Annotated in this window: 13 protein-coding genes; 8 read left to right on the top strand and 5 right to left on the bottom strand. The window is 64.5% G+C overall.

Annotated elements, in window-relative coordinates:
* Positions 1-71: 71 nt before the first annotated feature.
* The 5 genes from LG367_RS15025 to LG367_RS15045 all read left to right on the top strand — a co-directional run bounded on the left by LG367_RS15025 (position 72) and on the right by LG367_RS15045 (position 5,940).
* A complete protein-coding gene (locus tag LG367_RS15025) occupies positions 72-1,127 on the top strand; it encodes a glycoside hydrolase family 88 protein (protein ID WP_226470083.1) in 1,056 nt (351 codons plus the stop codon).
* Positions 1,124-2,326 (top strand): mandelate racemase/muconate lactonizing enzyme family protein, encoded by a 1,203-nt coding sequence (locus LG367_RS15030; protein WP_226470084.1) that lies wholly within the window; start codon positions 1,124-1,126, stop codon positions 2,324-2,326. The genes LG367_RS15025 and LG367_RS15030 overlap by 4 nt, the downstream gene beginning before the upstream one ends.
* A 97-nt stretch (positions 2,327-2,423) precedes the next feature.
* On the top strand, positions 2,424-3,569 hold the full coding sequence (locus tag LG367_RS15035) for a family 16 glycosylhydrolase (RefSeq protein ID WP_226470085.1): 1,146 nt from the start codon (positions 2,424-2,426) through the stop codon (positions 3,567-3,569).
* A 96-nt stretch (positions 3,570-3,665) separates the two neighbouring features.
* Complete coding sequence (locus LG367_RS15040; RefSeq protein ID WP_226470086.1) at positions 3,666-4,850, top strand: family 16 glycosylhydrolase; 1,185 nt, start codon at positions 3,666-3,668, stop codon at positions 4,848-4,850.
* A gap of 232 nt (positions 4,851-5,082) precedes the next feature.
* On the top strand, positions 5,083-5,940 hold the full coding sequence (locus LG367_RS15045) for an ATP-grasp domain-containing protein (RefSeq protein WP_226470087.1): 858 nt from the start codon (positions 5,083-5,085) through the stop codon (positions 5,938-5,940).
* Here the strand turns inward: LG367_RS15045 and LG367_RS15050 are convergent.
* The 4 genes from LG367_RS15050 to LG367_RS15065 form a co-directional block, all read right to left on the bottom strand.
* Positions 5,937-7,391, bottom strand: a complete 1,455-nt coding sequence (locus tag LG367_RS15050; protein WP_226470088.1) for a sensor histidine kinase — start codon at positions 7,389-7,391, stop codon at positions 5,937-5,939. The genes LG367_RS15045 and LG367_RS15050 overlap by 4 nt on opposite strands.
* A gap of 223 nt (positions 7,392-7,614) precedes the next feature.
* Complete coding sequence (locus LG367_RS15055) at positions 7,615-10,911, bottom strand: DUF11 domain-containing protein (protein ID WP_226470089.1); 3,297 nt, start codon at positions 10,909-10,911, stop codon at positions 7,615-7,617.
* A gap of 128 nt (positions 10,912-11,039) precedes the next feature.
* A complete protein-coding gene (locus tag LG367_RS15060) occupies positions 11,040-14,762 on the bottom strand; it encodes a hypothetical protein (RefSeq protein ID WP_226470090.1) in 3,723 nt (1,240 codons plus the stop codon).
* A 10-nt stretch (positions 14,763-14,772) separates the two neighbouring features.
* Positions 14,773-22,494, bottom strand: coding sequence for an isopeptide-forming domain-containing fimbrial protein (locus LG367_RS15065; RefSeq protein ID WP_226470091.1), 7,722 nt, complete (start codon positions 22,492-22,494; stop codon positions 14,773-14,775).
* A 412-nt stretch (positions 22,495-22,906) separates the two neighbouring features.
* Here LG367_RS15065 and LG367_RS15070 point away from each other — a divergent pair, with 412 nt between their 5' ends.
* Positions 22,907-23,614 (top strand): response regulator transcription factor, encoded by a 708-nt coding sequence (locus tag LG367_RS15070; protein ID WP_226470092.1) that lies wholly within the window; start codon positions 22,907-22,909, stop codon positions 23,612-23,614.
* Positions 23,615-23,739: 125 nt separating this feature from the next.
* On the opposite strand, the gene LG367_RS15075 is transcribed toward LG367_RS15070, so the two are convergent.
* A complete protein-coding gene (locus LG367_RS15075) occupies positions 23,740-24,090 on the bottom strand; it encodes a hypothetical protein (RefSeq protein WP_226470093.1) in 351 nt (116 codons plus the stop codon).
* A 396-nt stretch (positions 24,091-24,486) separates the two neighbouring features.
* Between LG367_RS15075 and LG367_RS15080 the strand changes: the two genes are divergently transcribed.
* Complete coding sequence (locus LG367_RS15080; protein ID WP_226470094.1) at positions 24,487-26,115, top strand: M4 family metallopeptidase; 1,629 nt, start codon at positions 24,487-24,489, stop codon at positions 26,113-26,115.
* A 150-nt stretch (positions 26,116-26,265) separates the two neighbouring features.
* A complete protein-coding gene (locus LG367_RS15085; RefSeq protein WP_226470095.1) occupies positions 26,266-26,760 on the top strand; it encodes a hypothetical protein in 495 nt (164 codons plus the stop codon).
* The last annotated feature ends 71 nt before the right edge of the window (positions 26,761-26,831 follow it).

Below are 26,831 nucleotides of genomic sequence, written 5' to 3' on the forward strand. Positions count from 1 at the left end.
GCCGCATACCGATTGATATGTTGCTAATTTAGTGATACTGTCCGCGCCCTCATGGAGTGGGGAGAGTGAAGGTGGCGTCAGCGACCGGATCTTGGCAGGCGGCCGGCTCACAGGCCGGCCCGCCCTTGCCCATCGCGCCCGAACGGCAGTTGCTCGTCCGCGTCGCCGCGACGACGGCCCGCTGGAATTTCCGGCTGTGGGGCTTCGGCGAGGCGATCGCATTGCGTGGCCTGATCACCGCTGGTGATGTGCTCGATGATCCCACCTACTACGGATACGTGCTCGGCCTGATGCGCGGCTGGCTCGGACGCGGCGTCGCGCGCACCAACGAAGATCATGTCGCGCCCGGCCGCGAGTTGCTCGCGATCTGGGAGCGCGAACGCGATCCGGCGATGCTCGAAGCCGCGCGCGCACTGGCCGCGCTCAATGCCGGCTTCACGCCGGGTGCCGCCACCGGTGCGCGTTGTCATCGACCGGATACGCCCGGCTGGCGTCACCAGATCTGGGTCGACTGCATGGATATCGATGGCCCGTTTCTCTCGCGACTGGCGATCGCGACCGGCGAGGACCATTACTTCGACCAGGCCGCCGACGAACTGCTCGGCTACGCACGCGCGCTGCAGGACGACTCCGGCGGCCTGTTTCGTCATGGCCACGAACATTACGCGGGACGCAACGGCGCCTATTGGGCGCGCGGCAACGGCTGGGCACTGATGGGCCTGATCGAAACGCTTGAAGTGTTGCCGCGAACGCATCCCGCGCATGACGAATTGCGCGACCGTCTCGCCTCGCTGGTCGCGGAACTGACCGCGCGCCAGGATTCGACCGGACTGTTCCATACCATCCTCACCGATCAACGCAGTTATCTGGAAACCACGCTCGCCGCGATGATCGCGGCGACGCTGCCCGTCGCGATCGCATGCGGACTGATCGACCGCGCCTACGCCACCGTAGCTTCACGCGCGCGCGCAGCCGTCATGCGTCATGTCGATGAAAGCGGCGCGCTCGGATTGGTGAGCGATGCGACGCCGGTCGGCGAACCCCATGTCTATGCGACCCGGCCCTTCGGCATTTTCCCCTGGGGCCAAGGGCCGCTCCTGCTCATGCTTGCGAGGAGCGCGAAGTGAAGATCGTCCGTGTCGAAGCCGTTCCGATCCAGGCCCAGCCCACCGATACGAAACCTTATTGGGGCAGCCGCGCCTGGGGCAGCGAACGGCACGGACCTGGCGAGCTTTCGACAGAATATCCGCCGCCCTTGCGCCGCCGCTTCGTCTATTCGAAGACGATCGACACCGTGGTCGTACGCATCGAAACCGATACCGGCCATGTCGGCTGGGGCGAGGCGAAGGCACCGGTCGCGCCCCAGGTCACCGCGAAGATCATCGAATTGCTGCTCACGGATATCGTCCTCGGTGCCGATCCCCGCGAGACCACGGTGTTGTGGGAGCGGATGTACGCCGGGATGCGCGTGCGCGGACATCGCGCGGGCTTCTGGCTCGAAGCGATCAGCGGCGTCGACATCGCATTGTGGGATCTCGCCGGGCAGGCCGCCGGGGCACCGATCTCGACGCTGCTCGGCGGACGCATGCGCGATGCGGTGCGCGTCTACGCCTCGGGCCTGCCGGCGCTGCCACTGGATGCACCGGATGAAGCGCTGGCCGAACTCGTCGATGAAGCACGCGCATTGCGCGAAGCCGGCTATCCCGGCGTCAAGATCGCGATCGGTCGCGGCGTGCGCGGCGATCTGCGCACGATCCGCGCGATACGCGATGCGATGGGCGAGGATTTCGCCATCTACGCCGATGCCGCGGGCGTCTACGCGCGCGCCGACGCGATGCGGCTGGGCCGCGAGCTCGAAGCACTCGGCGTCGGCTTCTTCGAGATGCCGATCCCGCCCGAGGACGTCGAAGGCTATGCCGAACTCGCGCGGGCGCTCTCGATCCCGATCGCGCTCGATTCGATCATGTCGCGGCACGAGGTGGTCGAACTCATCCGCGCCGGCGCGATCGACATCGTCCAGCCCGACGTGTGCCGCGCCGGTGGCATCACCGAATGCCGCCGCATCGCCGAACTCGCCGACGACTTCGGACTTGCCTTCCAGCCGCATGTCAGCATCGGCTCGGCGATCCATGTCGCCGCCAGCGCGCATCTCGCGGTCGCGATGCCGAACAGCCTGGTCTGCGAATACTGGATCGGCCGCAATCCCATCGGTAACGCCGTGATCGAACAGCCGATCACGCTCGACAACGGATACCTCGCCGCGCCGCAGGCACCCGGCCTCGGAATCGCCATCCGCGAAAAGGAATTGCTCAAGCATCGCGCATGACGCGCGCAGGCGGGCTGGTCGGCCCCCGCCACCTATCCGTGTGCCGACACAGGAGAAACGCATGTCTAGCTTTCCCGCTCGTGGCATTCGGTTCGCATTGCTCTCCACGCTCGTTCTGGCACCCACGCTTCACCAGGCCGCGCATGCAGCGCCGCCTTCTTCGCTCTATGGAATCGCATGGGAAGACACCTTCACCGGCGCAGCAGTCGACGAGACGCGCTGGTACTTTCGCAGGGATGCAAAGCTGAAAAGCTTTCAGAAGAAAGAAAACGCCGTGATCGTCAACGATCAGCTCAATATTTTGTTGAAAAACGAAACGAATGTCGTCGACGGCATCACCTACAACTACACAGGCGGCGGCGTCATCAGCAAGCAGCAATTCGGTTACGGTTATTTCGAGGTCCAAGCACGCACCACATCCAATCCCGGCTGGCACAGCGCGTTCTGGATGATGGCCGGCGACGGCCATGACACCTATGCGGCGGGTCGCTGGCTCGAAATCGATCAGTTCGAAATCGAGACGGGAGCACCCAAGGTCATCCAGAGCGGCCTGAACATCTGGGATGGCGTAGAAGATGGCGCCAGCCTTGGAGCTCCACGCTGCCCCAATAAGATTCTCACCACATCGTCGGCTGATGATCTCCATACCTATGGCGCGGATTGGCGCGAAGGCGCGATCGATTACTACTTCGACGGCGTCAAATATTGCACCGTCGCGTATCCGACAAACACCTACCGCCAGGATCCGGTCAATATCTGGCTGACCATCATCGCCAACGGCGCCCAGGTGGTCACAGGCGGCACGCCTCAGATCTTCGACAGCGTCCGCTTCTACAAGCGCGACCAGTACATCATGAACGACCGCCCCTACGGTTACAGCGAAAGCGGCGGAGGTTGGGCCGACAGCACGCTCACCGGTTTCGGCAAGATACCGCAGCGCTATTCCTGCACCCCCGGCGATACCGCCACTTTCGCACCCGGCTTCAACCAATCCGGCAACTACCAGGTCTACATCTATAAGGTCGTGCATCCGAACGCGGACACGCAGGCGGAAATCACCGTGCACGGCGCGACCAGCACCAGCACGACCTCCGTGAACTTCACCACCGGCAGTTCCGGCTGGATCGACCTCGGTCAGTTCTACTTCAACTATGGAAACTCCGGCACCGCGCAGTACGTCAAGAACACTGTCCGTTCCGGCTGCCAGCGCTCGGGGGCTGTCAAGTTCGTCCGCGTCCCCTGATTTCCATCACGAGGAATCTCTCAAGCATCGCGCGTGACGCGCGCAGGCGGGGGTCGGCCCCCGCCATCTTTCCATGCGCCGACACAGGAGAAACGCATGTCTAGCTTTCACGCTCGTGGCATTCGGCTCACATTGCTCTCCGTACTCGTTCTGACACCCACGCTCGACCAAACCGCATACGCGGCCCCACCCTCGCCGCTCTACGGCATCGCGTGGGAAGACACCTTCACCGGCACCGCCGTCAACACATCGCTCTGGAACTTTCGCACCGATGCCAAGCGGCTGAGCGTGCAGGAAACGGACAACGCGGTGATCGTCAACAACCAGCTCAATCTGCTGATGGAAGCCGAGACCAACGTCGTCAACGGCGTTACCTACAACTACACCGGCGGCGGTGTCGTCAGCAAACAGAAGTTCGGTTATGGCTACTTCGAAGTTCAGGCGCGCACCACGTCCAATCGCGGCTGGCACAACTCGTTCTGGATGATGGCCGGCGACGGCCAAAGCACCTTCGCGGCCGGACGCTGGCTCGAAATCGACCAGTCGGAAATCGACTCGCAGAGCCCGCGCTCCATCCCGAGCGGCCTGCAGATCTGGAATGGTCAGGAAGGTTCCGGGAACAATACCCCCAGCCGTTGTACGACTTACACCGTGCCCAACGGCGGATCCACTGCGGATGGCCTGCACACCTACGGCGCGGATTGGCGCGAGGGCGCGATCGACTTCTATTTCGATGGCGTCAAGTACTGCACCCGGAGTTATCCGACGGATACTTATCGCCAGGATCCGATCAATATCTGGCTGACCGCGCTTGCCTACATCGCGCCGGTGGACACGGGCGGTACCGCTCAGATCTACGACAACGTCCGTTTCTACAAACGCGATCAGTATGTGATGAACGGCCGCTACGGTTACAGCGAAAGCGGCGCGGGCTGGGCGGACAGCACCATCACCGGCTTCGGACTGATGCCGCAGCGCTACTCGTGCACCGCCGGCGATGCCGCCGTGTTCGCGCCCGGTTTCAACCAGTCCGGCAACTATCAGGTCTACATCTACAAGGTGGTCCATCCCAATGCGGACACGCAGGCGGAGATCACGGTTCGCACCGCATCGGGTACCCAGACGTCCTCGTTGAATTTCAGGACCGGTAGTTCCGGCTGGGTCGACCTCGGTCAGTACCACTTCAATGAGGCAAGCACCTCTGCTGGACAGTCGGTCACGAATACCATCCACACCGGCTGTCAGCGCGCAGGCGCCGTCAAGTTCGTTCGTATCCCCTGATATGTGCGCGGGAAAGGCGCACAGCATCGGTCTGTGCGCCTTTCCTTTCGCGCCAGAGCCATCCAGGCGAAGCACGCAGATCCAGATATAAATCTCGTCATACATGCCTATGATCGTAGTCACCGTCGGTGTGTCACGACATCTCGTGTCGTTGTATCCTCGACAGCCCTCGCCTGATCGATCGCGTTCTGTTTGACGTCGGCGCAGGCTTTTCGCAACGCATGGACATCGAATGGATATCGCAATCGCCACCAGTGCCGAACTTCGTGATCTCGCCGAGGATGATCGCGGCCTGCTGACAGCCTTCGCCGCCAGGGGACTCGACGCGCGCCCCGTGGTCTGGAACGATCCGGCAGCGTCATGGCGTTCCGCGCGCGCCGTCGTCATCCGCTCGACCTGGGATAGTCACCTGCACGCGGCCGCCTTCCGCGCCTGGGCCGAGACGGTCGAGACGATCTCAGTGCTGCACAACCCCGCGCGGCTGGTGGCATGGAATCTACACAAGGGCTATCTGCGCGAACTGGCGGACCAGGGCATCGCGATCACGCCAACCCAATGGTTCGCTCGCGGCAGCGTGCCGAATCTGGAGCGCGTCCTGCGCGAAACCGGATGGTCGCAACTGGTCGTCAAGCCTGCGATTTCAGCGGGCGCGACCGGCACGCACGTCGTCGATCACGACAATGCCGCTGCGCTGCAACCGGTCGTGGATGCGTTGTCGTCGGAGAACGACCTGATGCTGCAGCCGTACCTCAGCACATTCGAGGTGCAAGGCGAACGCTCCTACATCTATATCGATGGCCGGCTCAGCCATGCGGTGCGGCGGCCGCCGACGTTGACTTCCGCGCGTCGCGGTTTCGAGGAGCCGCAGGCGATCGAAATGCCCGATCCGCGGGAAGTCGCGATCGCCGACACCGTGGCCGCCGCGTTGCCCGAAGGCTGGCTCTATGCGCGTGTCGACGTCGCCACCGATGACGACGGCCTGGTGCGGGTGCAGGAAGTCGAGCTCATCGAACCATCGCTGTTTCTCGGATTGGCGCCGGGCGCGACCGAGCGTCTGGCGGATGCCATCATCGCGCGGCTGCAACGCTAATCCCGCTCGGCGGCAATCGATCCGGGCTGCCACGCGGCAATCCTGTGCTCTCCCGGATCAGGCAAGGCCGCGCCTCCTGGCAGACGGATCCTGAAAGTGGTCCCGATACCGACCTCGCTCTCCACATCGATGTGACCCGATGCATTGACGAGGAGATCGCGCACCACCGCCAATCCGAGCCCGGTGCCCTCCCCGTTCGGTTTGGTGGTGAAGAACGGCTCGAAGATGCGCGCGCGCACCTCTTCGTTCATACCATGACCGGTATCGCTGAGCTCGAGGACGATGGAAGAAACATCGTCCCGCAACTGCTTCAACGCGATCGAGAACCGCCCGCCTTCAGGCATGGCGTGATCGGCATTGGCCGCGATGTTCAGGATGACCAGTTCGAAATGCGTGCGATCGAAGTGGATCGGAACCGGTCGTTCGGGAAGCGCGAAAGCGATCTCGACCGCCGGATCGAACAGTTGTCGTAAAGGCAGCTGCATTTCGCGCAGCGCGATGCACGCGTCGAACGTTTCAGGCCGGGCCAGATCCCTGCGGCTGAAGTTGAGCAGCTTCTGGCTGATCGCCATCGCACGCCGCGCGGCCGAATCCACGCCCCCGAGCATCTTTTGCAGCTCTTCGTCGTCCGAGGCGCGCCCGGCGAGATTCGAATAGCCCAGGATCAGGCCCAGCAGATGATTGAAATCATGCGCCACGCCGCTGGCCAGGCGGCCGATGGTTTCGACTTTCTGCGCATGGATCAGCTGCACCTGCACACGCTCGCGTTCGGCGATCTCGGCCTGCAGCAGCCGGTTGGCCTGTGCGAGCTCGTCGCCGCGGCGCATGGCGACGCCCAGGCTTTCGCGCAGCGCCGCGATGCTACGGTCAACCACGATCGCGACGAACAGGAAGATGACGGCGCTGATCGCCGCGTCCACGCTCAGATTCATGACCGACGCGGCCGCTTCCACCTTGGCCTGCACATCGCGCCAGACGCCGATCGCGAACGCCAGCACGGTCCATCCATACATCAGCCACAACGCGCTGCGATTGACCATCAGTCCTGCGATGACCAGCCACATCACCTGCACGGGATGTTCGAAGCGGTTCGCGTCGAAACCGTTGCCCGCGTACGACAGCATCATCGCCACCGCCACGACCACCATCAGTTGGCGCACGGCCCATTGCAGGCGGCCATGGCGGATCAGGACGAAACTGAAAATCGCCAGCGCGCTCAGCGCCAGGCTCAAACTCAGGCTCAACGTCTCGCCGCGACGCCACGGGATGCCGCTCATCAATCGATAGGCCCACGCCAGCGGCGGCAGGACACCGAGCAGCAGCAACACGATCTGCAGCATCGGTGCGTTGCGGCGGTCGACGGGATCTTCGATCGGCACGCGCGCCAGCCAGGCGGAGACCGCCCGCCATGGACCCGCACGCCATAGAGGGGCGGAAGAGCGACTGCTCATGGGATTTGTTCCGTATCGCGCCGGACTTTCGCTGCGCGATTGAGTGAGAGGAATATAAACCCCTGGTCACCGGCTTGACACCGCGGGACATGTGATCGCGTTCCTAGAAACCGAACGTCATCGGCCGCGATGCGGCCAGTCCTCGATGGAACGGCTGCCGGCACCGACCTTCAGTCAGTGCCGGAGCGATCGAACGCGACGGGGCGGCGTGCGAACGCGGTAATCACGGCTCGCCGGTGGCGGTCACCGTGCAAGTCAAGGTGAACTGCATCGAGCCGCCTGCCGGGAAGGTGGGAATCGTGATGCCCGATCCCTGCAGATCGGGCACGCTCGGCGAGACCGGACAGACGGCACCACCGGTCGCGGCGCCGCACACGAGTGTTCCGGCGCTGCAGTCGACGCCCGCGATCACCGGATCGGTCAGCACCGCGCCGTCGCCAGGTCCCGGGCCGTCGTTGTTGACCGTGATCGTGTAGATCACATCGTCGCCGCTGCGCAGCGTGGCCGGATTGGCGGCCTTGTCGATGCGCAGGTTCACCGTCGGCATGTTGGTGAACGTGCAGACGAAGCTCTCGCCGCTCGCATCGATCAGGCTGCCTGGAATCGTGTACGCATTGCCGGAACGGTTCCCCACCGGCGTACCGCTGGAAGTACAGACCACATCGTCAAGCAACCAACCGGTGGGCAGCGAGTTCTCGGTGATGACGACGTCGGTGCCGAAGGTGCTGACCGTGAAGGGCTCCACCGTGCCGGTCGAGGAAGCATCGCCGTCGACCTGGGCGGGCGTATCGGCCGCGGTGGTGGTGACCGTGCCGCTGGTCTGCGTGGTGTTGGTCAGGCCGAAGCCGAACGGCCCGCCCGCGACGACGCGCGTGACCTTGTTCAAGCTCACCGAAGCGGGATCGCAGACCGTCTGCGGCAGCGCGACCTGTGCCAGGAAGGCCTGTGCGGCTGCCCCCGACTTGACATGCACGATGATCTCGTTGAGGCCGCTCTGCCACGGGCCAGTCAACGTGCCCGCAGCCTGGTTGCCAGCCTGGTAACCGAGATACAAATAGGGGTCGCTGGCGCCGTAATTGGAATGGACGTTTTGCGCCACACCGTTGATCCAAATTTCGTAGATCGCATTGTCACTGTAGAAATCCAGCCTCGGATCGAAAGTCGCCGGATTCGTTCCCGGCAGCAGATTGACCCGATAGCGGTAGAAAATATCGTAGTTCACGCCAGTGGGATGAATCGCATCGGCGGCGTGGGAGATCCAGTTGGCATTGCCGTAAGGCGAGGTCACGTAGACCGGCGGCGGATTCGTCACCACGACCGCGGTGTTGTAGGTCAACCCGGCCGGCGGCGCGCCGGTGACGGGCGTCGTCGTCAACGCAACCTGCCAATAGGTATCCGGACCGGACGGCAGGCGCCCGCCTGCGCCGTCGTAGGCGGTATTGAGCAGGCTGGCATCGCTGGTGCAGCTGATGTTGGCGATGTTGGAGGACGGCGGCGGGAACTGGGTATCCGTATCGCTCGCGGAATTGTTGGCGGAATTGGAATCGGCCGTGCCGGCCGGCGCGGTCACGGTGGCCGTGTTGGCCAGATTGCCCGAGAAAGTCGACGGCACGAACAATGTCAGCGTATAGGTCACCGATGCATTGGCGGGCAGATTGGCGGTGGTGTTGATCGCGCCGCTGCCGCTGGCCGCGCCGCACGCGCCGCCGCCGGTGGCGCTGCCGCAGGTCCAGTTGGCCGAGGTGATGCCGGTCGGCAGCGGGTCGGTCACCTGCGCACCCTGCACGCCGAACGGCCCGTTGTTCCTGACCACGATGGTGTAGGTGACGTTGGTGCCCGCTGTGTAGGTCGTGCTGTTGTCGGTCTTGGTGATGGCCAGATCGGCCGGGAAGTTCAACGGGCTGGTCGGGCACTTGGTGCCGTCGCCGGAACCCGCCGGCGCATTGGAGATCAGCGTGCCCCGGCCGGTCGTCGTATCGAACCTGTAGAAACCACCACTGTTGAGACGGCCGAAGATGCCGTTGCTGGCGCTGATCATCGACCCGAAAGCATCGGCGCCGTTTGCAACCATCGACGGTCCGACCGTGGTGACGGCACCCGTGGTGGGATTGATGCGGTTGATGTCGTTGGTGAGCTGGTCGTGCGCGTACAGCTGCCCGTTGTACCAAGCGAGGTCCGCCGACGCGATGGCACGATTGAGCGTGATCAGAGTTGCCGTTCTCGTGGTGAGATCGACCCGCCACAACTGATTAACGGAAGCATTGTCCTTGATGTAGTAGAAACCGTCCGCACCCACCTCGCCCGAGGCGATGCCCGTCCCGCTGGCGTTGATCCCGCCGCCGGCGATGGCGCCCACATCCTGCACCACGCCGTTGGCGGCGATACGCAACAGACGATAAGTGCCGGAGACGTCGTCCCATCGCGTCGCGAAAATATAGTTGCTCGCGGGGTCGTAGCCCATGGCGTTGTAGCCAGAGGAATACGGCGAACCAATCGCGGGATAGGTGAACGGATTGGTGCTGACGTCGATCCTGTGGAGCTGCGTCGGCACGTTCACGCCCAGGTACATGTCGGCAGTACAGGAGCCGAAGCTCGGCGGCGTGGCGTTGACGAACGAACACGTGAAGCTCTCGCCGGGCACTACTGCCGTTGCCGGAATCGTGATCTGCCGGCCGCTCAAGGTGCCCACCGCCGTGCCTGCGGAGTTCGTGCAACTGGCGGTGCTGAAATTCCACAAGGTGGGCAGCGACGATTCGTTGACAGTGATCGCCACGCCGACGGCGGAAGCGGTGAAGTCGGTGAGCGCGGCGTTCGGATCGCCATCCACCACCGTCGGCGTGCCGGCGGCGGTGGTCGTGACGCTGGCCGTGGTGCGGCTCGTGTTGGTCAGGGTGAAGCCGAACGGACCACCCGATCCGTTCTGAGTGGTCTTGGTCAGTGTCACCGTCGGCATGGTGGCCAGCATGACGTCGTCGATACCGAAGTCGTTGCCGGTGGCAGTGACATTGGCATTGTTGATGCGCAGGTTGACGGATGTGGTCGTGGCGCTCGTGGTGAAGATCACCATGCGCCGGATCCAGGCATTGTTGGTATCGGGATAAGCGGGATTGACGGTACTGACGACGGTGATCGTGCCGGCGTCCGGCGTGATCGCCTGCGTCAGTACGGGGTCGCTGACCTGGTTGACCACCATCGTCCAGTACGAGAACACATAGGTCCTGTTCGGCTCCACCGTGATCGCGGAAACAGTGCGCCACACCGCCTGGCCGGCAGTGTAGGTGCAGGCTCCGCCGCCGGCGGTGTTGTGATACAGGTAATGCGTCGACGCGGCGCCGTCGGAAGCGGAGTCGCCACCGGCATTGACGATGGCGCCGTTGAGGCAGGTGTTGAGCCAGTTGGCATCGGCGGTACTCTGCGCGGTCGGCAGCGTGGTGTTGGCCGAACCGAAGGTCTCGCGAAATACGATCTGCGCCCGTGCCTCACCGCTCCACAATGAAGTCGCCGCAAGACTTGCGAGCAAGACAATCGCTGCGACCCAGCGTATTGCTCCGCGCCGATGCGTCGCCTGTGTGTTGATTGATGCAGCGTGGGAAAAATCGCCGATGCCAAGAGCGGCATCGGCCATGCGGGCACAATTGACAGCCATATTCAGTAGCTCCCCACAAAGTTGAGAAACCAACCTTTGTGGTCATAGTCGAAATCAGTCAGGTCGTCGCTGAAGTCAGTGAAGTTGTAGCCGGCACCGATCCGCAGATTGCGGCCCAGGTCGCGATCCACGCCAAGAAGCCATCCTTGGCGCACGCCGCCGTCCTTGACGTCCAACCGGCGATATTCGGCCAACGCATGCCATTTCTGGCGCAGCTCATAACGAATCTGCCCGGCCACGAAGGTGGTGGCCGAGTCGAACCAGGGACCGGTGCCGCGGCCAAAACGGACTTCACCTTCGCGTCGCGCCAGCTTTCCGGCGAACTCCCAGTGATGATCCAGCTTGTACACGCCTTCCAGCGACAGGATCTGCGACTTCTGGTCGTAGGTGGCACCGTTGACCTGCGCCAGCGTGGCCAGGTCGTACAGATAGGTGTAGCGACCGAACACGCCCCAACGCGTGCTGTTCCACGGTCGCCAGGCGAACCCGAAGTTGCCTTCGATGAACTTCGCGCCGGCGTTCGGATCGATCTCGTCGTCGGTGTCGGAATAGTTGAAGCGTGCCGCGATGCGCCAGCTCTCGTTGATCTTGTGCAACAGGCGATTCGTGCTCACCCACTGCCGCCGCCGCTCGGCGCCTTCATCGCGACGCCATTCCAGCTTGCTCTGCCAGTCGGTGTCGGGTGAAGTGCGGCCGCCGCTGATGCTGACCGCGCGGCGGTCGACTTCACCGCCGTCACTGTTGGTCAGCTCGCCGTCCGACAGCGTGAAGCCCAGATTCCAACCCTGCGCCGGATAGAAATCCATGCCGAAGGTATGCGCCAGCCCCGATTCCTGCCGGCTCTTCAGGAACTGGCTTTCGTTGAACAGGTTGATCTGCTGCGACAGCCGCCAGCGCTGTCCGAGCGTCCATCCATTCTGGCGGGTGGGATTGAACAGGGAATCGTATTGCGTGCTGTCGGTCGAATAGGTGTAGTTGCCGTACACCGAATGCTCGGGATTGAGCCGGTATTCGGCGTTCACCTGCGCGGCGTCGCCGCGATCGCCGTGGGTGACCTCGGCGCCGACCGTGGACAGATCGCCGAACAGATATTTGCCGCCGACGGTGTAGGCGTCGTTGTCGGCGTAGGTACCTTCTTCGTCGATGGTGAATTGCGCGGTGCCGTACAGGTCCAGCGCCGTGCCGACCTTGTGCGCGTAGCGCAACGCCGCGAGCGTGCCGGACGCGTCGCCCGTCAATCGCTTTTCCTCGATCCTGCGCAGCTCCGCGGTGAAGGTGTCGAAGTCGGTGGCGCGCCATTCGCCGGTGATCTGTGCCTGATCGAGCGATTCGCCACCACGCTCGGCTTCGCTGTAGCGCGCGTAGAGGCCGAAGCTGGGCGTGAACTGGCCGAGCAGTTCGACGCCCTGCTCTTCCACGTCCAAGCCCTGATCGAAACGGCTGACCGAATAGCCGGCACCGACCCGACGCCACCAGGCACCGGCGCTGATGTCACGCGCGGTCCAGCCCAGCTCACGGAAATTGACACGCGCTTCGATCGCCTTCGCCTCGCCTTCGCGCGGACCGACCGGATTGAGCTGAGTGAAGGTGAAGCCGCCGTTGTCGGAGAAGAACACCGGCGCGCTGAATGATTCGGTCTGGCTGTACTCAGCCTTCAAGTACGTGCCGCGACCAGCGCGCAACGTGAGGTCGCCCGCGGCCAGCGTGTAATCCTCGCCGGCGCGGTTCTCGTCGACGTAGGTGGCGCCGACACCGATGTGGTCACCAAACCAGTGCTTCCCACGAAAACCGGCGGTGATCTCGTCGGCGTCGAAGCCGGACGGTACCCACTCGTAATCCGCGATCAGGCGCTGCTCGTAACCATCGAGCGGCGTGTCGCGCGTGATGGTGCGCAGGTTCTCGCGGGTGATGATCGCCAGCGGCCGCGTCAGCAGGACGCGGCCCTGCAGTTCGTCGATCTCGTAATCGGCGCCGCGTTGCAGCGTCACCCGGTTCTCGACGCGTCCGGTGGTGATGTCGCGGATTTCGAGCACCACCACGTCCGAACCCGGCAGCAGGTCGGCATGCTTCAGGTAATACAGACTGCCGCCGGTGCCGATGAACTCGCTGTGGCCGGGCGCGGTCTGCGCCTCGGAACCGAAAACGCGCAACTCGGTGCCCGGATCGCCCCAGGCGTTGCTGCCGCGCGAGCGCCAGTTGAGCGCCGCGCCATACAGCGAGCGCACATACTGGCCGTATTCGGTGCCGCTGATTCCCGTGTTGTAATTGCCCCACAGCGCCTGGTTCTTGTCCCAGTCGGCGCGCAGGTAGAAGCGACCCATCGTGTCGACATCGCGATAGGTGGTGGAGTCGTCGCCGTACACCGGGTAGTACAGATCCGGATCGAGTCGGCGGAAGATGTCCTGCGGATCGGCCTGGCCAAAGCCATCGAACAGATGTTCCAGATCGCGCTCGGTGGTATCGGCCTGCGCGGTAATCAGGTATTTGCCCTTGAGCTTGGCCTTGCCGTAGAAGGCGAGGCGGCCATCGCTGATCACGTCGTCGGCGTAGCGGCTGTCGACCGTGAACGGATCGACCGAGCCGCTGATCTTGTTCTGCCACACCGTCACGTCGGCCAGACCGACGCCGAAAAGATAGCGGCCGGTGACGTCGACGCTCAGCGTATGACGGATGCCCTGCGGATCGCCCGCCGGCTTGCCACCGAGGCCATCACTGCCGCTGCGCAGCTCGACCGCGAAATCATGCTTCCCCACCGGCATCAGGTATTCGGCGACGAACTTGCGTTCCAGATCGACCGGATAGCTGTCGCCGTTGATCAGCAGCGTGTATCCCGGCGGCAGGTTGCGGCCCTGGATGCGGATGCGTGAGCCGTAGATCGGGATGTTCTGCTGGCGCAGGCCGTTGCCGGAGAAGGCCTCGTCGATCAGTTCCTGACTCTGTGCCTGATCGATGGTCAGCGATGTACCGAGCGACTTCTCGATGCTCTCGCGCACTTGTCGTCCACCGCGCTCGGCTTCTTCCGGCGTCACCAGCTGCAGCGTGCGCGGCTGGGTCTCGTCGAAATGTCCTTCCTTGTCGTAGGCGCGCAGCACGTAGATCAGTTCGTCGCCGGCGCGGAAGCGGTGCTGGGCCGGCAGCGCGCCGTCCCAATCGGTATTGGACACGGCGGCGACATCCAGCGGCACCGTGGCCAGCGGCTCGACCAGATCGGTATCGACGGCGCGATAGATCTTCAGTTCGTAGCGCTCGATGAAGGACGAATAGTTGCTACGCACATAGAACTGGACCGGCTTGGTAATGGCGCGGCCGTCGAACGCCACGAAACCCGGCGCCGAAATCGACAACTCTGGCTCGCTCAATGCGGGGTCCTCGGTGGCCCAGATCACGCCGCCGTTGTCCAGCTGCAGATTGAAGTTGCCGGCAACGGTGGCGCGGCCCGACGACGGCATGCCGATGTCGACGCGACGATCCGGCTGCAGCACCGCCGACGAGGCATCTTCACCGGCTTTCGTCACCGGATCGCGCTCGCCGACGCTGCGCAGCTTGAAGATCAGGCCTTCTTCCGAGCTGCATTCGTTGCCGGCGCAGTCTGGCGCGTCCTGCGTCGTGCTGGACGTCGCCTCGGGTTTCGGCGTTGTTGGCGCCTCCTGTGCCGCGGCCAGTGGTGGCATGCCCGCGAGCAGGCTGATCAGGGTGTAATCGAGGAGCTTCATCTTGATCTTCATGGCCTGCCCCTCACTTGCCGCTTCCGGCAGGGGCTGCCGGTCCGTTGCTGGATTCCACGCGCACACGGGCGCGCACTTCCGCGCTCAGTCGTTGCGCGAGCGCTTCGTACACGGCTTTCGCCCTTCGCATCCCCAAGGCGAGGTTGTAGGCATCAGCCCCGCGCACGTCGGCGTGGCCGACGACCGAGACCGTGCCGCCGCCGACCTTTTCCAGGTGCGAGGCGATGCGATCCAGCAAGGGCTCGAATTCCGGCCGGATCGCTTCGCGATCGGTGTCGAACAACACCGTGCCGAGTCGCGGACCACTTGCGTCCACACCCGCGACCAGGCTGTCCGGGTCGGTCACGGTGGTGCGCACGCTCACGCGCAGCGTCTTCGCCGTTTCGGGTGGCAGCTTCGCCAACAATGCGGTCTTCACCGCGGTGGCGCGGTCGAAGGCCAGCCCTTCGCTCTCGCCATCCGCACCGATCACCACCTCGCCACCGTGGTACTCGGCGATCTTCGCGGCGATCTGTTCGATCGTCGACAGATAGCGTTCGCGTACTTCGGCGCTGCCGGGCGCGAAGATCACTTCGCCCAATTCGAGTTCAAAGCGTCGTTCGCCGCCCTGGATCGACTCGACCGGCAACTTCGCGCCGAAGTCGAACCGCACCGGCAGTCCGGGCGTGATGCGGCGGACCAGCGGATTGTCGGTGGTGATCTCGGTACCCGGCGGCAACGTCGCCGGATCGACCTTGAGGATGAAGTTGCGCCCGCGCTCCCACGCGCCACCCGGAATGCCGGCCAGGTGATAGCGGCCGAACTGATCGGTCTCCACCAGCAGCCCATCGACCGAAGCGATGCGTACGCCAGGAATGCCGCGCTCGTCGACGCCGACGTTGCGGATGATGTAATCCACCACGTAGCCGCCCTCGCCCTGCGCAATGCGGCGCTCCACTTCCGGCATCGCGGCGTTCAATCCCTTCGCCGCCTCGCCTTCGAGCGAACGCGTGGTCGCGCCGGCGGCATCCATGCGCACGCTCACGCCCTGCTTGGTGTCGAGCACGAAGTCGCCGGTGAAATCGGGACGCGTCAACCGCTGGCGCAGCACGATCTGGCGGCGCTCGGCCGGATCGGCGTTCGATTGCCGCGCGCCAATTTCGCCGAGATCAATGCCGTGCAGCAGCGGCGCGCTGGCATCGGGCAGCGGCTGCGGTCCCGCGCCGCGATCGATCGTGGTCGAACCCGGCACGTAGGCCGATGGATCGAAACCACCCTGCACGCGCACGCCGGTGAGCGCGGCGCTGTCCTGCCAGCCGTCGCCGTCGCGGTCGTCGAAGACCGTGCCCAGGATCAGGCTGTCGTCGATCAGCGGATCCGCCGCCAGCGTCAGTTCCGCCGTGGCGATGTTCGACAGCGGGCTGCCGCCTTCGGAAATCGCCTGCGCCTGATTGATCAGCACGCCCGGCCGCACGCCGGCGCCGATCCGCATCAGATACATCAGCGTCGCCGATTTTCCTGCCTCGATGTCGATTCCCTCGAAGCGGATCGGGTTGTAACCGCTGACCGTCGCCGCGTTGTCGCCGTCGACGACCGACAGCGAGCCATCGACGTAGGTGAAGCCGGCCGGCGGCGTGTCGACGAGGGCCGCGCCGGTGACGTTGACCGTGCCGACGTTCTCGATCGTTACCGTGTAGCGCACCAGATCGCCGATCCGCGCTTCGCGCACGCTGCTCGTCTTGACCACGCGCAGTTGCGCGCTGTCGATCACCTTGTGTTCGGTCTCGCAGACCTGGCATTCGGGCTCGTAGTTCTCACCACCACCGCCGTTGGCGACCACGGCGTTGTTCACCGTGCCGCCGGCGTTGGGATTGATCGTCGCCGGATAGGTGAAGGTATACGTGCCGGGAACGGTGCCGCTGGGCAGCACGCAACGCAGGCCGGCGCCATTGGGGCTGCAGCCCGCTGGCAATGCGCCGAGGGTGAGACCGGCACCCGGCGTGTCCTCGAGGACGACTTCCGATGTGGTCGCCGCACGCGACACGTTCACCGTCAGCGTGTACTGGATCGTGTCGCCGACGTGCAAGGTCGCGTCACCGCTCGGATCGGCGCTCTTGATGATGTTGACCACCGGTTCGGCGATCGGATGCTCGGTGCCGCAACCGGTGCAATCGGGTTCCTCGCCGCCGCCACCTTGGGCGACGACCTGGTTGCCGATGCTGCCGCTCGCGTTGGCGTCGACGCGCGTCTGGTAGACGAAGGCGTAGCTGCCCGGCGCGGTGCCGGCGGCCAGCGTGCAGACCAGTCCGTTCGCGTTCGCCTCGCAGTCGCCGCCGGCGGGCGCCTGGATCGAGCCCGTCTGCAAGGTCTGGCCGGCGGTGAGCGTATCGGTCAGCGCCAGCGCTTCGGTGGTGGCGGCGTTCGCGACCGTGACCGTCACCGTGTAGGTGATGATCTGGTTCGCCTGCACCGTGCCGCCGCTGGCCGGGTCGGCGCTCTTGCGCACGGTCAGCTTGGGCGCGACCGGATTGGTCGTCGTGCAGTTCGTGCACGTGCCGGTGTTGGTGGTGACGCTGTTGCTCACCGCGGTGGTGGCATCGGCGTCGACGGTCGCCGTGTACGTGAAGGTGTGCGTGCCGATGGCCGCGCCCGCGGCCAGGGTGCAGGTGATGATCTGTCCCGTCGATGTGCAGCCGGCCGGCAGCGTGCCGACGGTCAGACCGTCGCCCAGCGTGTCGGTCAGCACCGCATCGGTCGTCGTGACGGCGTTGGCCACGGTCACCGTCAAGGTGTAGGTCAGCGTGGCGCCGGCCGAAACGGTGGTGCCGCTGGCGGGATTCACGCTCTTGCTCACCGTCACCGTCGAGGTGAGCGGATTGGTCGTCGTGCAGTTCGTGCACGTGCCGGTGCTGGTGGTAACGCGGTTGTTCACCGCGGTGGTCGCGTCGGTGTCGACGGTCGCCGTGTAGGTGAAGGTGTGCGTGCCGATGGCCGCGCCCGCGGCGAGTGTGCAGGTGATGACCTGCCCCGCCGCCGTGCAGCCTACGGGCGGCGTGCCGATGGTGAGGCCGTCGCCCAGGGTGTCCGTGAGCACTTCCGGCGCGGTCGTGGCGGCATTGGCCACGGTCACCGTCAGCGTATAGGTCAGCGTGTCGCCGACCGAGACCGCCGTGCCGCTGGCGGGGTTCGCGCTCTTGCTCACCGTCACCGTCGAGGTGAGCGGATTGGTGGTGGTGCAGTTCGTGCACGTGCCGCTGCTCGCGGTGACGCTGTTGCTCACGGCCGTCGTCGCGTTGGTGCCGACCGTGGCGGTGTAGACGAACGTGTAGGTACCGATCGCGCTGCCGCTCGCCAGTGTGCAGGTGATCACCTGTCCCGACGCCGTGCAACCGGCGGGCAGCGTGCCGACGGTGAGGCCGGCGCCGAGCGTGTCGGTCAGCACCTCGACGGTCGTCGTGGCGGCGTTGGCCACGGTCACCGTTAGCGTGTAGGTCAGTGTGTCGCCGGGCGATACTGCCGTGCCATTGCCGGGGTTCACGCTCTTGCTCACCGTCACCGTCGGCGTGACCGGGTTGGTGGTGGTGCAATTCGTGCAGGAACCGGTGCTGGCGACGACGCTGTTGCTCACCGACGTGGTCGCGCTCGCATCGACCGTCGCGGTGTAGGTGAAAGTATGCGTGCCGATCGCCGCGCCGGCGGGCAATGTGCAGGTGATCACCTGCCCGGCCGCCGTGCAGCCGGCCGGCAGCGTGCCGACGATCAGGCCGGCGCCGAGCGTGTCGGTCAGCACCTCGTTGGCTGTCGTGACGGCGTTCGCCACGGTCACCATCAACGTGTAGGTCAACGTATCGCCGACCGACACGGCCGTGCCATTGCCCGGGTTCACACTCTTGCCGACCGTGATGGTCGGATCGACCGGATTGGTCGTCGTGCAGGTCTGGCAGGTGCCGCTGCTCGGCACCACGCTGTTGCTCACCGACGTGGTGGCGCTGGTATCGACCGTCGCGGTGTAGGTGAAGGTATGCGTGCCGATCGCCGCGCCTGTCGGCAAGGTGCAAGTGATGACGCGTCCGGCGGCCGTACATCCGGCCGGCAACGTGCCGACGGTCAGTCCAGTGCCGAGCGTATCGGTCAACACCACGTCGGCGGTCGTCGCCGCGTTGGCGACGGTCACCGTCAGCGTGTACGTCAGCGTGTCGCCGACCGAAACGACGGTGCCGCTGCCCGGGTTCACGCTCTTGTTGACGGTGACGGTCGCATTGACCGGGTTGGTCGTCGTGCAGTTCGTGCACGAGCCGGTGCTGGCGGTGACGTTGTTGCTCACCGACGTCGTCGCATCGGCATCGACCGTCGCCGTGTAGGTGAAGGTATGCGTGCCGATGGCCGAACCCGCGGCCAGGGTACAAGTGATGACCTGCCCCGCCGACGTGCAGCCGGCCGGCAGCGTGCCGATGGTCAGGCCGTTGCCGAGCGTGTCGGTCAGCACTTCGGCGGTCGTCGTGACGGCATTGGCCACGGTCACCGTCAACGTGTAGGTCAGCGTGTCTCCGATCGAGACGGCGGTGCCGCTGGCGGGATTCACGCTCTTGCTGACGGTGATGGTCGGATTGACCGGATTGGTCGTCGTGCAGATCACGCAGACGCCGCTGCTCGGCACCACGCTGTTGCTCACCGACGTGGTCGCGCTCGCATCGACCGTCGCGGTGTAGGTGAAAGTGTGCGTGCCGATTGCCGAACCCGCAGGCAAGGCGCAGGTGATGATCTGACCGGCGTTGGTGCAGCCCGCGGGCATGGTGCCGGCCACTAGCCCATTGCCGAGCGTATCGGTCAGCACTTCGGCGGCGGTCGTCGCGGCATTGGCCACGGTCACCGTCAGCGTGTACGTCAATGTGTCGCCGGGCGATACCGCCGTGCCGCTGCCGGGATTGACGCTCTTGTTCACCGTGATGGTCGGATCGACCGGGTTCGTCGTCGTGCAGGTCGTGCAGGTGCCGGAACTGGGGACGACGCTATTGCTCACCGATGTCTCGGCCGTGGCGCTGACGGTCGCGGTGTAGGAGAAGTTATAGGTGCCGATCGCGCTGCCGGCGGCGAGCGTACAGGTGATCACCTGTCCCGCCGACGTGCACCCGGCCGGCAGCGTGCCGACGGTCAGGCCGTTACCGAGCGTGTCGGTCAACACTTCCGGCGCAGTCGTGACGGCGTTGGCCACGGTCACCGTCAACGTGTAGGTCAGCGTGTCGCCAGGCGACACGGCGGTGCCGCTGGCGGGATTGACGTTCTTGCTGACGGTGACGGTCGGATTGACCGGATTGGTCGTCGTGCAGGCCTGGCAATTGCCGGCACTCGGCACGACGCTGTTGCTCACCGACGCCGTCGCGTTCGCACCCACCGTCGCGGTGTAGACGAATGTATGCGTACCGATGCCCGCGCCCGCGGCCAGCGTGCAGGTGACAACCTGTCCCGCGGCCGTGCATCCGGCCGGCAGCATGCCGATGGTCAGGCCTGTCCCGAGCGTGTCGGTCAACACTTCCGGCGCGGTCGTGACGGCGTTGGCCACGGTCACCGTCAACGTGTAGGTCAGCGTGTCGCCGACCGACACGGCGGTGCCGCTGCCGGGATTCACGCTCTTGTTGACCGTGATCGTCGGATCGACCGGATTGGTCGTCGTGCAGGTCGTGCAGGTGCCGGAACTGGGCACGACGCTATTGCTCACCGATGTCTCGGCAGCGGCGCCGACGGTCGCGGTGTAGGAGAAGTTGTAGGTGCCGATCGCACTGCCCGCGGCGAGCGTGCAGGTGATCACCTGCCCCACCGACGTGCATCCGGCCGGCAGCGTGCCGACGGTCAAGCCGGTGCCGAGCGTGTCGGTCAGCACTTCGGCCGTGGTCGTAGTCGCGTTGGCCACGGTCACGGTCAATGTGTAGGTCAGCGTGTCGCCAGGCGACACGGCGGTGCCGCTGGCGGGATTGACGCTCTTGTTCACCATGATCGTCGGATCGACCGGATTGGTCGTCGTGCAGGTCGTGCAGGTGCCGGAACTGGGCACGACGCTGTTGCTCACCGACGTCGTCGCGTTCGCGTTCACCGTCGCGGTGTAGACGAATGTATGCGTGCCGATGCTCGCGCCCGCGGCCAGGGTGCAGGTGACGACTTGTCCCGCAGCCGTGCAGCCGGCCGGCAACGTGCCGACGCTCAAACCGGTGCCGAGCGTGTCGGTCAACACCTCGTCGGCGGTCGTGGCGGCATTGGCCACATCCACCGTCAGCGTGTAGGTCAAGGTGTCACCGACCGACACCGCGGTGCCACTGGCCGGATTCACGCTCTTGCCGACCGTGATCTTCGGCGCGAACGTCGTCGTCTCCGTGCAATCGTTGCCGGCGGCGGCGCAATCCACGTTATCGACGAGCACCGCGTTGTCGATCGAAGTGACGCCATTCGGTATCTGACTGGCTACCTGCACCACGAAATCGAGCGTGATGCTGCTCCCCGCCGCGACGTTAACCGCGAGGGTATTGGGACAATTGCTGCCGGCGCAGGTGAAATCGTTGGCCGCCGTCACCACGCTCGTATTGGCGGGCAGCGTCTCGACCACGTCACCCGGGAACAGCGTGGCGACCGCGCCGCCGCTGTTGGTGATCTGGATGGCATACGTCAACACATCGCCGGGCGCGACCCTCGCGCCGCTGCCCGCCGGCGCGCCGTTGATCTGCGCCAGCGACTTGGCCACGGACAGCTGCGGATCGCCGAGCGTGGGGAACGCGCACGAAGCCAGATCGCGCGAGGCGACCGCCGTCGTCGGCGCCGCCAGCGTCACCACGCCCGTTCTCGGGTCGTAGGCGTAGTAGCTGCTCGAAGTCCCGTTGTCGGCCACGTACAACTTGCCGTCATCGGCGAACGCCACGCCCGCCCACTGGATCGTGCTCGGCGAACCATTGAGCAGCGGGCGCGTCTGGCGTATTGCCTGCAATCCCGCGCTGAAATCGATCCGGTAGAGATCCTGTCCCGAGGACATCCAGCCCGCGCCTTCCCCGTCGAAGGCGATGTCACCCGAACCGTTGCTGGTGGGCGCGAAGTCGTAAGTCAGAACGCCGATGTTCTGGACCGTGTAGCCGAAACCGGCCGACGCGGTCACCCGCCACACTTCCGGCGTCGCACCGCCACCGATCATGTAACCGACGCCGGCGGACGTCATGCCCGCGCGCGCGAAGTCGGGCGATGCGAACGGCGCCGTGGCCTGATACCAGCCGCCGTTCCCGGAGTCGTAAGCCCACAGGATCGTGTTCGCGCCCGTGCGTGAGACGAACAGTATCCGGTTGTGCACCGGATCGACCATCAAGCCGTTGAGGTTGCCGGCCACGGTGAAATCGAGTTGTGTCGCGAATGCATCGCTGCTCGCGCCGGGTTCGTAGCGCGAAATCCGCACTCCGTTGGTCACACTGAAGACTGGTTTGTTGCCGCCGGCGGGACAAAAGTCGTAATCCGGAATGGCGGGCGCCACCGAAACCAATGCGTTGTCGTTACGCGCGCAGTTCGGATTCGTGGCGGCGTCCGTGCACGACAGGCCCACGGGATTGACGATCCGCGCCACGTTGTCGACGGAAGTCTGCGCGAACGCCGGCTGGACGACGGCCAGCGCCAGAGAACAGAAAAGGACGAATCTATGGAAGACGTGTCTACGAAAGACTTGGCCCAGCAAAAGGTGCGCCCGCGGCAGATGCGAGGCTAGGACGTCATAGGTCGATCGATTCATTCCACCGCTTCCCAGGCTTCACCGCCCGATATGGCGGCCGATCGAAGCGCGCCGGCATGCGCGCGCCCCCGGGAAAAGGCAACGGATCTACTGCTTAAGACTGCTGCAGGCCTGCTCTCGCAAAGGCCTTCCCCCCGATGCGAACTTTAAGCAGGCGCATCATGGGACTACACGCACTGTAACTTTCTGAAACTCACAAATACTCATCTTTTCGCCTCATCTTTTTGCTATATATGAAAGCGGGGATGCGGTCTTCGAACGGACCGGATCGATGGCTCCGACGAGGTGCGGTCAAGCAACTTGCAAGTTGTGACCTGCATGGCATTTCGGAGTAAGCGAATAGTTCCGAGTGATTCAAGCGCCTGCGCGCACCGCGCGCGAGGCTGTCGTATGCATGGGGGACGCAGGGAATATGGGCGACGACGCCAAACGATGGATTCTCGTGGTCGAGGACGACCCCGGGATGCGTGACGACATCCTCATACCGGGATTGAAGGATGCGGGCTTCAACGTGGTGGGCGCCGGGAGCGCGGCCGAAGCCTATCGCAGCATGCTCTCCCGCAAGTTTTCATTGTTTGTCCTGGACATCGGTTTGCCGGACGAAGACGGCCTCACCGTGGCCCGGCATCTGCGCGCCTTGACCGACGCCGGCATCGTGATGCTCTCTGGCCGCAAGCGGAAGAACACCGATCGCGTCCGCGGTCTGGACGAAGGCGCGGATGCCTACATCACCAAGCCGGTCGACATCGACGTGCTCACCGCCACTTTGCGCAGCCTGCTGCGACGGATGGAGCAGCCGCGAACCACGCGGCGCGAGGACATCTTGCCGCCGCGCTGGCGCTTCGACATGGACGGCTGGAACCTGGCCTCTCCCGCCGGAGCACGGGTGCCGCTGACTCATCCCGAAAGACTGGTCGTCGAGCTGTTGGCCGCCTCGCCGGGTCTGACCGTGGCGCGCGACACGATCATCTCCAAGCTCGCGCGGGATATTCACGAGTTCGATCCTCACCGGCTCGAAATGCTGATCCACCGCTTGCGGAGAAAAGTGTTGTCGGCGACCAACGAGGAGCTGCCGTTGAACACGGTGCGTGGCGTGGGTTACGTCCTGCTCGCGAACTGAGTGAAACGATGCGGCGAAGATCGCGCCGCGATCAATCGCCTATGTCTACTTGCTGATGCGGAAGCGGCGCACAGGCGCTGTTTGGATCATCCTCTCTTCCGTGGCGTGGCAATGCCTGTCTAGCATCACGCGCTGGATTTCTTGCGTCGCTTGGGAATCGCACGAACTGCTTGCGCATGCGATGCCCCTTGGACGCCCGGCTCGACGTAGCGCCCGCGGACCACAGCCTGGAGCGCCGCTTTCTTCGTGATCGCGAAGGCAGTCTGCGCGACGGACAACAATGCCGCGTCCAGGCCGGTGCGTTCGAAATCGGCGGCCATGTGCATCTGCCGGTAATCGAGATTGGCGCGCAACAGTTGCCGCAGCGTCACGGCATCCCGGTGTCGCTCCGCCATCAATGTCTTGACGGCAGTTTCGGCAGCGATCGCGCGGCCGACCAGATAGGCCGCAGCTTTCTGCGTCTCCAGTAACTCCATGGGTGCCTCGGTAACGGGGGAAGGCGTCCATGAATCTATCTCCCGGAAGTGAGAGAAATGTGATTCACGTCACTTTCATTCCCGCGCATTCCGGTGCGCGGGAATTCTCGCAAGTTAGTGAGACAAAGAAGCCGATACAGATAAAAGTTTTTAAATACAGATACTTATAAATCTGCATAGCCCGTAGCCGGCGGTTTTGTTGCTTTAGCAACATGACGAACGTCACAAATTCGATCTAAGTTCGACCACCCTTCCGATCGCCCTCTTTCTTCAACAGAGGAGGACCGGCTGAAGGCCCAGGAGTGCTGCCTGACCGGCACGTTATTCGACAAGGACGGCACGACTCCGGCTTCGACCGGCCCGTTGTCCCCATCACATCATCACAGGGTCCCGTAAATGCAAGTTCACCCGCTCAAGCTCGCCATTCTTGCTTCGCTTGCGTTGCCGCTGTCCTCGTTCGCCGCTTCTCCCAACGCCCTGTCCGCCGTCACGCAGCGCGCGAAGGGACTGATCGAGGTTCCCGCCAACGCCAAGGCGTTGCAGCGTGCCGATCAGGACGGCTTCACCGCCAAGGACACCATCATCGATGCCGACGGCACCGAGCACGTTCGCTTCAATCGCAGCTATCGCGGCCTGCCCGTGATCGGCGGCGACGTCGTCGTGCATTCGCGCAACGGGCGTTTCGAGAAAGCCAACCTGACATTGAAGAACACGGCACGGCCGGGCGTGACGCCGCGCATCTCCGCCGACGAAGCACTGATCGCGGCCGGCGCGGCATTCAACGGCACCACCATCGACGATGTCAGCAGCCGCGGACTGGTGATCTACGCACGCGGCGCCAAGCCGGTGCTGGCCTATGAAGTGCGCGTGCGCGGCGTTTCCGACACGCAGGGCGAGGCCGACATGCGTTACTTCGTCGACGCGCTCAACGGCAAGGTGCTCGACGGCTGGAACATCATCAAGACCGCGGCCGCCACCGGCACTGGCCAGACGTTGTTCCTGGGCGATGTGCCGATCACCACCGATTCGACCAGCAGTGGTTTCCAGATGGTCGATCCGACCCGCGGCGGCGGTAACACCCGCGATGGCAAGGGCCGCGAGATCAGCACGATCTACAGCTCGGCGGCGATCCTCACCGATGCCGACAACAACTGGGGCAACAACACCGCGTCCGTGTTGGCGAGCGAAGCCTCCGACGCGCATTACGGCGTCGCGGCCACCTGGGATTTCTACAAGAACAACTTCGGCCGCACCGGCATCTTCGATGACGGCGTCGGCGTGAAGAGCATCGTCCACGTGAAGTTCCGCATGTCCACCGGCGGCACCACCGGCGTGAATGCCGGCTGGTATGGCGCACCGTATAAGTTCATGGCCTACGGCATGGGCGACACCTCGACCTATTACCCGGTCGTCGCGCTCGACGTCGCCGGTCACGAGATGACCCACGGCGTGACCGAAGCCACCGCCGACCTCGCCTACTCCGGCGACGCGGGCGGCTTGAACGAAGCCAGCTCCGACATCATGGGCACGATGGTGGAGTTCTCCATCAACAACGCCAACGATCCGGGCGACTACCTGATCGGCGAGAAGATCTACCGCAGCAACGCAGATGGCAAGAAGGCACTGCGCTACATGTTCCTGCCGAGCGCGGCGGATGGCGAAAGCCATAACTGCTATCCGTCGGGTGGCTTCCCGGCCGATAGCCAGCGCACCAACGATCCGCACTTCACCTCCGGCGTCGGCAACCACTTCTTCTACCTGCTGGCGGAAGGCGCGGTGTCGCCGAGCGGTTTCAACTACACGGCGAGCCAGCTGGTCTGCAATGGCGACACCACCCTGACCGGCATCGGCCGCGACAAGGCGATGCGGATCTGGTACCGCGCGCTGACCGTGTACATGACCTCCAACACCAACTACCCCGGCGCACGCACGGCGACGCTCAATGCCGCGCGCGATCTGTACGGCACGGGCTCGGCCGAGTACGCCGCGGTCGGACGTGCCTGGAGCGCGGTTTCGGTGAACTGAGCAAAGAGGCATGTCTCATCGAACGGCCCGCGCATGCGGGCCGTTCGTTTTTTGTTCCAAGGATTTTTCCCGGTGCCAACGTGCCGAAAGGCGGCTTGAACGGCATCAGGCGGTGAAGCTAAGCTCGAACCGGCTGAAGGAGACATCGCCATGAGTACGCTTCGCCACCGCGGCCGGATTCTGTTCCTCGCCGCGCTGGTCGTTCCCCTGTCCGGATGCGCCGCCATGCTCGCGGCGGACTACTACCTGACCGGCAAGTATCGGGAAGACAGCCACATCCACGTGAAATCCCATACGCCCGAGGAAGGCGAACCGGTGAACGGCGGCGGGCCGATGTCCGTCACGATCGACTATCGGGTGGGCGACTTCGAGAAGGACCGCAAATATTTCGTGCTGCTGTGCGACAACAGCGAATGCACCGGCGCCCCTCTGCTCGCGCATCCGATCCTCAAGCGGACCGGAGACGTCACGCTGCAAGCGAACCTGCCGGCCAACCAGAAACGCGCGGATGGCGCGCTGATCGATCCAACGGTCTGGATCGTGCTGGTCAAGGACCAGCCCGTCTACAAGATGGAACGGTGCGAGGACTGCCTCAGCCGCTGGCGCACCAACAGCCTCGCGCAAGCCGTCGCCTCCTGGCGTTAGAAAACGTGACCGGAACGTCGCTTCCGGTCATCGAACCTCACAGCCCTTTCACGACCCGTGCGCCATCTTTG

This window comes from Luteimonas panaciterrae (assembly GCF_020511115.1).
Lineage (GTDB): Bacteria > Pseudomonadota > Gammaproteobacteria > Xanthomonadales > Xanthomonadaceae > Luteimonas > Luteimonas panaciterrae.